The sequence below is a fragment of the Nannocystis sp. RBIL2 genome, assembly GCF_026626745.1.
GTDB lineage: Bacteria > Myxococcota_A > Polyangia > Nannocystales > Nannocystaceae > Nannocystis.
Genome location: NZ_JAPNJW010000001.1, coordinates 535380 through 547662, shown reverse-complemented (window position 1 = coordinate 547662; position 12283 = coordinate 535380). Strand labels below are relative to the sequence as shown.

Sequence of the window (12283 nt, the reverse complement as noted above, 5' to 3'; positions counted from 1 at the left end):
TCACGAGGGCGCCGGCGGATCAATCGTCGATGAATCGTCGGACCCAGAGATTGAGCGGATCGCGCTGGCCGTTCGACTGGCTGAGGTCCTCCCACCACACGCCGGCCGTGACCCCCACGCCGGGCCCGAGCGCGACCCCCGTGCCGTGTTCGTTCATTTCGGGGCCGGCGTCGAGGTGCTGGGACGACCAAATCGTGGCACCATCGCCGGCGAAGCGGCGCGTGTAGGTATAGAGATCGTCGGAGTCGCCGATACGGCCGGCGCCGGTGACGACGAGCGTCTCGTCGGCCCGGGCGGCGACGCCTTCGAACATCTCGGAGGCGTCGTCGTCGTAGAAGGTCCAGACCTCCTGGTTGTCGGCGTCGACGCGGCGGAGCACGGCGTCCGAGCCGATGGCGCCCTCGTGTCGGACGTAACCGGCGAGCATCAGGTCGCCCGCGGCGCCGATCGGCGCGACGCCGTACCATTCACCTTCGACCTGCTCGTCGATGTCGCTGGCGAGGAGGGTGCCGTCGAGCGCGAAGAAGGCGACGAGCGGGTGCGGCACCTGACCCTCAAGATGCACCGTGGTGCCGGCGACTGCGAGCCGGGCGCCCGAGACCACGATGTCCTTGGCGTATTCTTTCATGGGCTCGGCGTCCGGGCTCTCCCAGGTGGCGGCGCCCGAGAGGAGGTCGTGGCGCCGGACGACGAGCTTCACGAGGCCGTCGAACTGCGCCTCGTTGCTCGCGGAATAGAGGCCCTCGGGGCCGACCGCGAGCGCCCGCGCTTGCCCGAAAGGCTCCGGGATGGCCTTGCGGAAGGTCCACAGCTCCTCGGCGGCGGGACCGAAGCCGCGGATGAGGCTCGTGGTATTGCCGGGGCCGACCTCGCCGCCGGCGACGAAGATCCGCCCGCCTGCGTCGACTTCGACGTCGGCGAACATGCTGTTGTCCTGCTTGGGCCCGGGGTGCGCGCGCCGCCAGACGACCTCGCCGCCGGGATCGAGGACGAGGACGAGCCCGCGGTCGGCCCCGTCCGCCTGCCTCTCCGAGCCGACGACGACGATCCGTCCGGTCGGGTCGATGGCGACGTCGAGGGCCTTGGCGCCCTGCTCGACGATGCCGCGGTCGGTGCGGGTCCACTCGACGGCGGCGGTCGGATGGCAGTCGAGATCGCAGCCGTTCTCGGGGTCGTCGTCGCCGTCGTCGCAGGCCTCGCCCTCGTCGAGGACGCCGTCGCCGCACACGCCGGGGGTCGGCTCAGCGCCTGAATCGTCGCTGTCACCGCCGGCGGTGTCGGTCTCCAGCGGGTTCTGGCCGACCTGATAGTTTTCGATGCAGGCGGTCGCGCAAGTCGCGACGAATACGGTGAAGCAAAGCGAAAGAGGAGGGGATGACGCAGGCATGATCGTCCTTCACTCGAGCGGTTCTCCGCGCCTGGCGACTTCCGTCAACGAGGATGCACGGTTTCTCGGCGCGCGGTATCGTGCGGGCGCCCGAGGTCGCGGAGGACGGCGCGGTGGGGTCGTGACCGACACCCGGACGCGCCCGGTGGCCTGTCCCATGAGACAGGCCACCGAGCGTGCGGCGGTGACCGCGGTCAGGGCTCGCAGGCGACGGGCTGCGGCTTGACGGCGACCACGTTGGTGTTGGCGCTGATCCCGAAGTCGATGAGCCCCGTCAGCGACTGGGTGGCGAGGTCGATCTCGAAGACGCCGTCGTTGCCGGGGAGGTCTCCGGACGGCACGTAGGCGCGGGTGTCGTCGGCGCTGATGTCGACGTCGCGCGGCAGGGCGCCGGCCGGGAGGACCAGGCTGGTGGTCGTCAGCGAGGCGGTGTCGATGAAGTGGACGGTGCGGTCGTCCTCGCAGGCGACCACCACGAGGGCGCCGTCGGAGGTGATGTCGATGCCCCACGGGTCGTTGCCGACCGAGACCGTGGACAGCACCTCGAGGGTGGCGGCGTCGAGGACGTGGACGACGTCGAGGCCGCGATCCGTGACGTACAGAGTCGAGCCGGAGGGGTCGACCCGCAGGTCCCACAGCGAGTCGCCGAGCGGTTTGCTGGTCATGGCCTCGGTCACCGGGTCGAAGCGGATCAGGTTGCTCTCGTACCAGTCGACGAGGTGCACGGCGCCGGTGCACGGATCGAGCGCAGTCTTGCCGCCCTCCATGCCGGCAGGCACTGCGAACGCCTCGAGCACCGAGTAGCTGGCGGTGTCGATCAGGACCAGGGCCCCGCTGTCGCGCGCGCTGACGTAGGCGCGCGAGCCGTCGCCGTTGAACAGGACGTCGACCGCGTACTCGCCCACGCCGGTCAGGCTGATCTCTTGCGCGATCAGCCCGGTCGCGGTGTCGAGCACCTTGACGCCGTCGCCCACGGCGCCGACGACCCATACCTCGGAGCCGTCGGGCTTGATCATGGCGTCGTAGGGGTAGCTGGCGTGCGGCAGCAGGCTGACCGGGGCGCCGACGACCTGCTTGGTCTGCGGGTCGAAGATCACGAGCGAGTTGTTGCCGGACATGCCGGCGTAGCCGAGGCCCTCCTCGACGGGCTCGCCGGTGTCGCCAGTGGTCGAGGTCTCGCCGGTGTCGGTGCTCGTGCTGGTGGTGGTGTCGGTCGTGGTGCTCGTGGTGGTGGTGGTGTCACCGGTGGTGGTGGTGTCGCCGGTGGTGGTGGTGTCGCCGGTGGTGGTGGTGTCGCCGGTGGTGGTGGTCGTCGTCTCGCTGGTGGTGGTGGTCTCGCTGGTGGTGGTCGTCGTCTCGCCGGTGGTGGTGGTCGTCGTCGTGTCGTCGGTGGTCGCCGAAACCTGCCCGGTGGTCGGGTCGGTGGTCACGGTCGAGGTGGTGCCGGTCATTCCGGTGGTGGAGGTGGTGGTGCCAGGCCCGGTCGGCGTGTCGTCGCCGGTGGTGGTGCCGGTGGTCGTCGAGCCGGTCGAAGAGGTCTGGCCGTCGCTGTCGGTCACGACGACCGAATCGTCGCCGCAGGCCGCCGCGAGGGCGACGGAGAGGATGAGAGTGCGATGCATGTGCATGGGCTTACTTTCAGGGCGCCCAGGATACGGCGCTGGCGCCGGCGATGGGGAGTTGCGAGACGTCGATCGCGTCGCGCGGAGCGCGAGGTGTCGCAACGGCGCGTCTCGGGGATCCGACCAGGACGAAATGCGCGATGCGAGTCGCATGTCGCTCGCTGCGACGTAGCGTGTGCAAAAGGCCGTCGAGTTCGCTGCTGTCGACGCAGAGCAGATGGGGCCCGAAGCCCTCGGCTGCCCGCGTGCGCGGGACCTGCGAGGCGATCGGTCCTGCCGCGCGCTGCTGCCCGTCGCCGTCGCGGTGGGCGTGGTAGAAGGGACAGGCCGCGATGCTGCGCGTCGAGACGTCGAGCGACGACGACCACCCCGAGCCGGACCTGCCCGGGATCGAGGAGCTGTGGCTGTACTGGTCGAGCCCGCCGGCAGGCCTGACGGGACGCGCGTTGCGACGGGCGCTGTTCGCCAGCTTCAGCTCGGCGCTGCAGATCCGCTGGCTTCACGGTGGTTATTTCTTCCGCTTCGCCGAGGACTCGCGGCCGGCCCGCGGCACGATCGCGGGCGACGACGTCCGGGTCCAGGAGATGCTGCGCGCGATATATCCGCACCTGCCGGACGGCTCGCTCGGGCTGAGGTGGACCGCGCCGTCCGAGGCGCTCGACGAGTTCCTCGACTGCTGGCTGTTGTTCCGCCGCTATCGCTCGTACGTGCGCCAGGACGACGTGCCCGAGTGGATGCTGCCGGTGTTGCGCGAGCCGTGGGCAGCCTGCGTGCGCGAGTTGGTCGGTGATGCCGTCGGAGCCCACGCTGCAGTGCTGGCACGCGAGGATCTGGCCGACGATTGGGGCGACCACGGCGTGGCGCTGTTCGTGGCCGCCGGGACCCGACTGACGATCGTGCAGGTCAGCCTGTCGACCGATTAACGAGGGAACGACTCTCGGGCGTCGTGCTCGACGAGCTGACCGAACGCGCCGGAGCCCCGGCGCTGGACGGTGCCGCTCGTTGTCAGGGCGCAGGAGTGAAGGCGCCGCCGCGATGTCGACGATATCGGTGAGCCCCGGCATTGCACGGTGTAGTCGGCCATGAGGGCGCAGGTATGAGCATAGCCGGCGACGCCGCTGGCATGACCGCCAGGGCCCCGACGCGATTGTAAACCGGCCGTTGACAGCGCAGCCAACGCAAGATCGCTTCCGCCCGCCCGGTGACTGCGGCATCGTCGAGCTGGGAGGATTCTTTGATATGGCTCTTAAGACATCTCATCACGAACGCGCCCTGGCGGCCGCGGCAGGGCTCGTGGGGCGGCCGCGGCTGCGGTTCGGGCTGATGTTGACGCTGGTGGCCGCGTGCGGGTCGGGGCCGAACGAAGGCGAGACGGAGGCCCCGGGTGACGGGTCGACGGGAGCGACCGCGGCGGAGGCGACGACGCTGGCGACGACGAGCAGCAGCGCGAACGAGACCGAAGGGGCGACCGGGACGGGCGAGGCGCTGACGACGGGCACGACGAGCACGGGCGAGCCGAGCACGGGCGAGGCGAGCACGTCGAGCACCGGCGAGGGCACGCTGCTGACCGACGCGACGACGTTCGCGAGCACGACCTCGACGACGACCTCGGGCGACACCGAGACGGGCGAGACGACGGAGGGCGAGCCGGGCACGGACACGGGCAGCAGCTCGGGGGGGCTCGACGATTGCGTGGACACGCGCACGGGCGAGATCGACTGGGTCTGCTGCGAGCGGCAGATGTGGGAGCCGTCGCCGCAATGCACGCCGTGGGGCCCGCCGGCGCCCCCCGCCGCGCTGCACGAGCGGCTGCAACGGGCCCGCGCGGCCCGCGGGAGGTGGGTATGAGCAGCCTCGATCTGCGCGGGGCAGCCGATCGCGCCGAGCTGCGCCTCGACGCGCGCACGCTGGAGCGGCTCGACGAGGTCGAGCGGACGGCGGCGATCCTGACGTGGCGCGGGCGCATGCTCAACGAGCACGTGTCGGCGCGCGTGTTCTCGGCGCTGGCGCAGCAGCTGGGGCGCGCGGGGATCCGCGGCGATCGGCAGGCGCGGGTGGCGGCGATGGTGGCGGAGGAGTGGCGCCACGCGGATCGCTGCGCGGCGGTGGTCGAGGTGCTCGGCGGCGAGCCGGTGGTGGCGCTGCCGTCGCTGCCGCCGGTGCCCGAGCACGAGGACGCGGACCCGCTCGAGGCGGTGCTGCGCAACGTGATCAGCGTGTCGTGCCTGAGCGAGACCGTGGCGGTGGCGCTGATCGACGCGGAGCGCCGCTCGGCCGGGCCGCCGGCGCTGCAGCGACTGCTGGCGGAGATCCTCGCCGACGAGGTCGGGCACGCGCGGTTCGGCTGGCGGCTGCTCGAGGAGCTGGCGCCGTCGCTGTCGCCGACGCTGCGCGAGCGGCTCGGCGACTACCTGGTGATCGCGCTCGACGAGCTGGCGACGCACGAGCTGGCGCACTTGCCGGCGCGCGCGAGCCCGTCGGCCGCGGCGGAGGCGATCGGGGTGTGCGACGGACACGCGGCGCGCCGGCTGTTCTTCGCCACGGTGCAGGAGGTGATCGTGCCCGGGCTGCAAGCTTCGGGGCTGCCGGCGCTGTCGGCCTGGCGCGCGGCGCAGGCGACCGGGACGTGGGCCGGGGCGATGACGTGCGGGCGGTCGCTCGCGCGGGCGTCGTGAGGGACTCGGGGCATGCTCGTTCGGGCATGCTCCGAGAGACATGTGCGGCGACCAGGTCGCTGACGGCGCAGCGCGCATGTCGTCGGTGACACTCGCGACCCTTCGGCAGCGCGGGCGAGCAGATGACTCGTGTCCTTCAGGACATGTGCTTTCGGGCATGTCCTCGGGGACATTCGCCCGATTCAGGCGATCGGGGTGCGGGCGAGTTCGGCTGCGAGGGCGCGGTAGACGGCCTGGCGGGGGTCGTGGTCGCGGTAGAGGAGGCGGAAGTAGTCGAGCAGCAGGGCGACGCCGGGGAAGAGGCGGCGCAGGCGACCGGCGCGCAGCTCGGCCTCGATCATGTAGAGCGGCAGGACTGCGACGCCCTCGCCGGCGAGCACCTGGACCTTGACGGCGGCGCCGAGGCCGAGCCAGCGGTGGCCGCCGAAGCGGGGCAGGGCCGGGGCCGCGGGGGCGCCGCTGAAGTAGTTGAAGAGGGGGAGGCGGGCGTCGATGTCGAGCAGGACGTGGCGCGGGACGTCCTCGGGGCGCGCGAGCGGGAGCCGGTCGAGCAGCTCGGGCGCGGCGACGAAGGCGTAGCGCTCCTCGTGCAGGCGCTCGGCGAGCAGGCGGCTGTCGTCGACGCGCGCCGAGGTGACGGCGCAGTCGACGAGGCCGCTGCGCAGGCGGTCGACGATCTCCTGACCTGACCCGAAGAACAGGTGCATGGTGACCCGCGGGAGGGCGGCGTGCAGGCGCGGCAGGGCGGGGACGATCCACGACATGCCGAGCTCGAAGCGGGTGCCGAGGGTGAGCTCGATCGGCGGCGGGTCGTCCTCGCCGCGGACGACGCGGATGCAGGCGGCGGCCTCGCCCAGGCAGGCGCGCGCGCGCGGCAGCAGCGACAGGCCGGCGTCGGTGAGGCGCACGGAGCGGGTGGTGCGTACGAACAGGGTCGCGCCGAGCTGCTGCTCGAGCAGGCGGATCCGCTGGCCGACGGCGGCGGGGGTCAGGGCGAGGGCGCGCGCGGCTGTCCTGAAGTTCAGGTGCTCGGCGGCGGCGACGAAGCAGCGCAGGCTGTCGATCGCGGGCAGGTCGCTGGCGGGCGGCGGAGCGGGGCGAGGCCGGCTCACGCGTGGTCCTGGCGGTACGACGCCAGCGCCGACTCGTGGGCGCGCTGGCCCCGAGCCTGGGCGCGCTCGCGCTGGTCGGCCCAGGCGGCGGCGGCGAGCCATTCGGTCAGCGGCTCGATGGCGCCGGCGAGGGCGCGGGCGCGCCGCAGGAGGGCGATCCGCTGGGACAGCCACGGCTCGCGGATCGATCGGGTGGCCTGCATGGTGTCGGCGCTCGGATCGATGGTGGTGGTGACGGGCGGCAAGGCGGCGAGGTCGAGCGCGGGGTCGCCGAGGCGCAGCGCGTCCCAGCCGAGCACGTACCACGCGCCCGCAGCGGTGACGCGCAGGTTGCCGGCGCGCAGCAAGGCGCCGTGGACCGGGAGGTCGGCAGGCACTGCGAAGGACGGCGAGGAGCGCACGAGGGCGGTGACGCGATCGACTTCGCCGGCGAGCCAGGCGAGGGTGGCAGGCTCGAGGAACGGCGGGAGCGCGGCGCGAGCGGCCCGCAAGGCGGCGGTGCAGCGGGAGAAGTGCTCGGCGAGGTAGGCGTCGCAGCAGGTGTGCGGCGGCCCGGGCAGGCGCGCGGCCAGGTCGCGATCGGCGTGCAGGCGGCCGACCAGGGTGGTGAGGGCGCGGGCCAGATCTGGCGCTTCGGACAGGTCGCGCACGACGACGCCGTCGACGTGCTCGAGCAGCAGGCCGGCGAACGGGGTGTCGACGATCTCGAGCCAGCCGAAGATCCGCGGCGCCTGGTAGCGGGCGGCCAAAACGGGACCGAGGTCGTACCAGCGGCGCAGGGCCGCGTGACCGGCGAGGTCGCCCGCGAGCTCGAGGTCGTAGCGGGCGCCGGCGTCGGCGATCGAGAACGAGGCCCGCGCGGGGTCGCCTCGCTCCGGCAGGTGGCGCACGGCCAGCGTCGCCGGATCGAGCGCGAGCCCGGCCGCGAGCATGCGGACCTGGGCCGTGACGCGCGAGATGAGCTCGGACAGGATCATCGAGGCGGGACACTATACGCCCGCCCGGGCCGCGACAGGAGGCCCCCCGCAGATCGGGCTCTGCGCCCGGGATCGCGCGGCGCTGCGGGTCGCCCGGCGCGCGCCCCCGCGGGCGGCGGGCGTGTTAGCCTGACGAACATGCCCACGTCCGACTCGATGCAGCGGCTGGCCTCGCGGGGTGTCGCCGCGGCCGCCGTGACGGTCCTCCTCGGCGGCGCCGCGCTCCTCGGCCTCGAGAGCTGCGCCCAGACCGGCACCAGCAAGCCGATCCAGGCGGCCGAGCCGAAGCCGGCGCAGGAGCCCGACGCCGAGCCGGCGCCGAAGCCGGAGCCGGAGCCGGTGACGGAGCCGGTGCCGGAGCCGGCGGTGGACCCGCGCCCGCCGCCGGTGACCTGAGCGGCGGGGAGCGCTCGCGGGAACATGCCCGAAAGGGCATGGGGTGAAGTACATGTTCTTTCGGGCATGGCGGAAAGAGCATGGCGCGGGGCGCATGTCCTCAGGGACAGGGGCGTTCCGCGGCGAGCCGGGCGCCTGCGCGCGAGGCAGGGTATGACGGCGTGGGCGGTCCCTGGAGACGTTCGCGTGTGCGCGTAGCGAAGCCGCTCGCCTTCCCTCGTGTGCGCGTCGAGTGTGGCCGGCGCGGCGGCGTGGTAGCGTGGGTGAATGTCGAAGCCGCCCCGACCGCGCTCCTCTGCTCCTCCGACCCGTCGCGCGCCGCTCGTGGCCACGTTGACGGCCGCGTGGCTGTCGCTCGGCGCGGTGGCGGTGGCCGGCTGCACCGCGGTGGCGCCGGGGGCCAAGACCGGCGACAAGGAGGCTGCGCCGAAGCAGCCGCCGCCGCCGCAGACGCCGGGCAACCAGCCGTACGCGCCGCCGCCGCCCGACGTGAAGCTGCCGCCCACGCCCACGCCGCAGCCGCAGCCCGAGCCGAAGGTCCCCGATCCGCAGCCCCAGCCGCGGCCGCAGCCCCTGCCGCCGCCGCCGACCTAGCCGAGATCCGCGAGGGGTGAGGACGTGGCGGTCGTCGAGTCCGCGCCGATCGTCGCGGGGCCCATCGACTGGCTCCGCGGGCCGCGCTTCGATCTGTCGCTGATCGTCGGCGTGCTGGCGCTGGCGCTGGTGCTCGGCGCGGCCGGGTGCGCCTCGCCGGCGCTGTTCGCCGCGGTCATCGCGATCGACTTCTGGCTGCTGGCCTATCCGCACGCGCTGTCGACGTTCACGCGCATCGCGTTCGACCGCGAGGGCGCGCGGGCCCACGCGTTCCTGCTGTTCGGGCTGCCGCCGCTGGTGTTCGCGGCCACCGCCGGGGCGGTGGCGCTCGGCGGGGTGCTGGCGCTCCATACGATCTACTTCTCGTGGCAGTCGTGGCACTACACCCGGCAGAGCTACGGGATCGCCCGCGCCTACCACCGCAGCGCGGGGATCGATCCGGCCGGCGATCGCCTCAGCGATCTGGTGGTGTTCGCGTGGCCGCTGTGGGGCCTGCTGCACCGCGCGCACCAGCAGCCGGCCGAGTTCTACGGCGGGCCGATCTGGCTGCCGCAGGTGCCGAAGCCGCTGGTGGTGATGGCCGGGGCGCTGGCCCTCGGGGCGCTGGGGCTGTGGACTGCGCGGCACCTGCGAGCGCTGGCCGCGGGGCGCCCGCGCAGCACGGGGCACGCGCTGTTCGTGCTGTCGCACGTGGTGATCACTGCGGTCAGCTACCTGGTGGTCCGCGAGATCACGCTCGGCTGGCTGTTCATCAACATCTGGCACAACGCGCAGTACCTGCTGTTCGTGTGGGCGATGAACGTCCGCCGGTTCCGCGGCGGGGTCGACCCGCGGCGGCCGTTCCTGTCGCGCCTGTGCCAGGCCGACCAGGCGCTGCGCTACGCGCTGGTGTGCCTGGCGCTGTCTTCCGGGTTCTACTTCGCGCTCGGCCAGGCGACGGGGCGGATGTCCTGGGATGTGCTGCCGTTCGTGCTCGTCTGCCACCAGACGGTCAACTTCCACCACTACATCGTCGACGCGGTGATCTGGCGCTCGCGCGCGCAGCGGGCGTGAACACGAGGACATGTCTTGAGGGGCATGCCTTGATGGGCATGCTTTCAGGGACATGTCGAAAGGGTCATGGCTCGTCGAGCGCGGCGGCGCGGGCGAGGTGCTCGTGGGCCAGGCCAGCGTTGCCGCTGTGGGCGGCCCGCTCGCGGTGGGCGAAGGCGACGAAGCGGCGCAGCTCGCGGTCGTCCGGGCGCTCGCGCACGAGGGCCTCGTAGACTGCGAACACGCCCGGCCAGCCGGGCTCGGGGCAGTGCCAGCGCCGGACCTCGGCGCAGCCCTCGGCGAGGGTGTACTCGTCGAGCCAGCGGTCGTCGGCGTCGCCGGTCGAGCGCACGAACAGGCGCGCGTCTTCGAGGTAGACGGCCAGGCGGTCGAGCGCCCAGCGCAGGTTGCGGGCGTCGATGTAGCAGACGTCCGAGAGCAGCTCGAGCGAGAGCAGCTCCTGGCCGGGCTCGCCGCGACCGAGCGACCAGCCCCAGGCGTGATGGTCACGGTTGATGCGCTGCAGCGGCCAGTTCTGCGCGGGCAGGGCCGCGAAGGCAGCGTCGAGCTCGGCGGTGGCCCCGGGGCGCACGGGGATCAGGGCGCGGTAGTCGTCGCACCAGGGCGCGACCTGCTGGAACCACAGGCGGTAGCGACCGAAGTAGGCCGGGTCGCGGTCGCGGACGAATTCGCGGACGGCGGGGAAGGGCTGCGGGGTCATGTAGCCGGTGCCCGAGGATGGCACGCGCGGCGGGGACGTGACAGCGACGCGGGGCGCGTGCGAAGATGCTCGCATGCGCGCGAACGGGCTGATACGCGGGGTGTTGTGGGGGGCGCTGGCGATGACTGCGTGCGGCGATCCGGATCCCGGTGGAGCGGCGAGCGAGACCGGCGCCTCGTCGAGCACGAGCACGAGCACGAGCACGAGCACGACGGGCGAGGCGCCGACGTCTACCGTGGTGCCGACGTCCGGCTCGGGGTCGGGCGGGGAGACGACGTCCACCGGCCCTGCGTCGTCGACCTCGGAGGCGTGGAGCTCGACCACCGAGGCCGCGACGTCGACCACCTCGACGACGTCGACGTCGACGACGACTACCGGCGACACCACCGAGGGCGAGACCGATGCGACCGGCGGGTCGCTCGACGAGGTGCTGACGCTGCAGCACGTGCAGGTCAAGGGGACGCACAACAGCTACCACGTCGAGCCGCTGCTGCCGTTCGACGCGAGCCACGAGTACAGCCACGCGCCGCTCGACGTGCAGCTCGGCGAGCAGGGCGTGCGGGCGTTCGAGCTCGACGTCCACAGGGGCGTCAGCGAGTTCGAGGTCTATCACATCACAGTGATCGACTCGTCGGCCACCTGTACCGACGTGCCCGAGTGCCTGGGCCTGGTGCGCGACTGGTCGCTGGCGCACCCCGGGCACCTGCCGATCGTGATTTGGATCGAGATCAAGGACTCGACCGGCGGGCTGCCGATCGGGGCGTCCGACCTCGACGCGCTCGACGACACGATCCGCGAGGTGCTGCCGCCCGAGCAGCTGTTCACGCCGGACGACCTGCAGGCCGGGCACCCGAGCGTGCGCGCGGCCCTCGAGGCCGACGGCTGGCCGACTCTGGCGCAGCTGCGCGGGCAGGTCCTGCTGGTGCTGCTCAACGTCGAGGAGGGGCACGCGGACGACTACACCGCCGGGTACACGTCACTGGCGGGGCGGGCGATGTTCGCCCGGGCGGCGCCGGGCCAGTTCTCGGCGCCGTGGGCGGCGATCGCCAAGCTCGGGATCGACGACGACGAGGCGATCGCGCAGGCCCACGCGGGGAGGATGCTGATCGCCACCAACGTGTGCGGCGCGGGCGAGGCTGACGCCGACTGCGAGGCGAAGGCGGAGGCGGCCAAGGCTGCGGGGATACACATGCTCAAGGACGACTTCCCGGCGCCGGTCGACGGCAAGACCTATTTTTTGGATTTCCCCGACGGCAACCCGGCCCGCTGCAACCCGGTGACTGCGCCGCCGGAGTGCACGAGCGTGACTCTGGAGGACCTGTGATGCGGGCGAGCGTGATCGTGGGCGCATTGCTGTGCGGGTGCGTGCGCGCCGAGCCGCCGGCCGGGCCGGCGGGCGTGGGTCAGCCTGCGGCGGGCGCCGGGGCGCCGGCGGGTGCGGCAGGTGAGGCCGCAGCGTCGAACGTCAGGAGCGAGCCCGGCGCCGTCGCGGAGCCGAACGGGAAGGAGCCGCCGCCGCCGCAGCAGGGCGTCGACGGCCGCTGCGAGCCGACGCCGAAGACGGGCGATCCGTGTCGCGCGGGCGACGGCTATTGCGTGCTGTCGTGGGGCGAGCCGGGCGGGTACAGCGAGGCGCTGTGGTGCCGCGACGGCCGCTGGCAGCTCGAGCAGGAGCGCAACCTGCCGTGAGGCGCGGGCGACGGTCGACGCGCTGAGCGGGGCCGAGAGGGAAGAGTCCGCCCAGAAGGGCATGTCGCCCGAGACATG

The 12283-nt window shown here is 72.8% G+C and carries 13 protein-coding genes; 8 read left to right on the top strand and 5 right to left on the bottom strand.

The window, feature by feature from the left end; all coding sequences use genetic code 11:
* Positions 1-19: 19 nt before the first annotated feature.
* Positions 20-1387 carry a hypothetical protein gene (locus OV090_RS02145; protein WP_267701770.1) on the bottom strand — a complete coding sequence of 456 codons (1368 nt, stop codon included), beginning with the start codon at positions 1385-1387 and terminating at the stop codon, positions 20-22.
* A gap of 194 nt (positions 1388-1581) precedes the next feature.
* Positions 1582-3009 (bottom strand): hypothetical protein, encoded by a 1428-nt coding sequence (locus OV090_RS02140; RefSeq protein WP_267701769.1) that lies wholly within the window; start codon positions 3007-3009, stop codon positions 1582-1584.
* A 332-nt stretch (positions 3010-3341) separates the two neighbouring features.
* Here OV090_RS02140 and OV090_RS02135 point away from each other — a divergent pair, with 332 nt between their 5' ends.
* The 3 genes from OV090_RS02135 to OV090_RS02125 all read left to right on the top strand — a co-directional run bounded on the left by OV090_RS02135 (position 3342) and on the right by OV090_RS02125 (position 5684).
* Complete coding sequence (locus OV090_RS02135; protein WP_267701768.1) at positions 3342-3932, top strand: hypothetical protein; 591 nt, start codon at positions 3342-3344, stop codon at positions 3930-3932.
* Positions 3933-4248: 316 nt separating this feature from the next.
* Positions 4249-4857, top strand: coding sequence for a hypothetical protein (locus OV090_RS02130; protein WP_267701767.1), 609 nt, complete (start codon positions 4249-4251; stop codon positions 4855-4857).
* Positions 4854-5684, top strand: coding sequence for a ferritin-like domain-containing protein (locus OV090_RS02125; protein ID WP_267701766.1), 831 nt, complete (start codon positions 4854-4856; stop codon positions 5682-5684). The genes OV090_RS02130 and OV090_RS02125 overlap by 4 nt, the downstream gene beginning before the upstream one ends.
* Positions 5685-5866: 182 nt before the next feature.
* Here the strand turns inward: OV090_RS02125 and OV090_RS02120 are convergent, their stop codons facing one another.
* Positions 5867-6796, bottom strand: a complete 930-nt coding sequence (locus OV090_RS02120) for a LysR substrate-binding domain-containing protein (protein WP_267701765.1) — start codon at positions 6794-6796, stop codon at positions 5867-5869.
* Positions 6793-7773: a hypothetical protein gene (locus tag OV090_RS02115; RefSeq protein ID WP_267701764.1), complete on the bottom strand. Its 981-nt coding sequence runs from the start codon at positions 7771-7773 to the stop codon at positions 6793-6795. The genes OV090_RS02120 and OV090_RS02115 overlap by 4 nt, the downstream gene beginning before the upstream one ends.
* 138 nt (positions 7774-7911) lie before the next feature.
* Between OV090_RS02115 and OV090_RS02110 the strand changes: the two genes are divergently transcribed.
* The 3 genes from OV090_RS02110 (at position 7912) to OV090_RS02100 (ending at position 9816) form a co-directional block, all read left to right on the top strand.
* Positions 7912-8169, top strand: a complete 258-nt coding sequence (locus OV090_RS02110; protein WP_267701763.1) for a hypothetical protein — start codon at positions 7912-7914, stop codon at positions 8167-8169.
* 324 nt (positions 8170-8493) lie between these two features.
* Complete coding sequence (locus OV090_RS02105; RefSeq protein WP_267701762.1) at positions 8494-8763, top strand: hypothetical protein; 270 nt, start codon at positions 8494-8496, stop codon at positions 8761-8763.
* 24 nt (positions 8764-8787) lie between these two features.
* A complete protein-coding gene (locus tag OV090_RS02100) occupies positions 8788-9816 on the top strand; it encodes a hypothetical protein (protein WP_267701761.1) in 1029 nt (342 codons plus the stop codon).
* 64 nt (positions 9817-9880) lie between these two features.
* Here OV090_RS02100 and OV090_RS02095 read toward each other — a convergent pair whose 3' ends face one another.
* Positions 9881-10516, bottom strand: a complete 636-nt coding sequence (locus OV090_RS02095) for a hypothetical protein (protein WP_267701760.1) — start codon at positions 10514-10516, stop codon at positions 9881-9883.
* Positions 10517-10589: 73 nt separating this feature from the next.
* On the opposite strand from OV090_RS02095, the gene OV090_RS02090 reads away from it, so the two are divergent.
* Both OV090_RS02090 and OV090_RS02085 read left to right on the top strand, forming a co-directional pair.
* The gene (locus OV090_RS02090) at positions 10590-11840 is read left to right on the top strand and encodes a phosphatidylinositol-specific phospholipase C domain-containing protein (RefSeq protein WP_267701759.1); all 1251 of its coding nucleotides are present in this window, start codon (positions 10590-10592) and stop codon (positions 11838-11840) included.
* Positions 11840-12205, top strand: coding sequence for a hypothetical protein (locus OV090_RS02085; protein ID WP_267701758.1), 366 nt, complete (start codon positions 11840-11842; stop codon positions 12203-12205). Before OV090_RS02090 ends, OV090_RS02085 begins: the two co-directional genes overlap by 1 nt.
* The last annotated feature ends 78 nt before the right edge of the window (positions 12206-12283 follow it).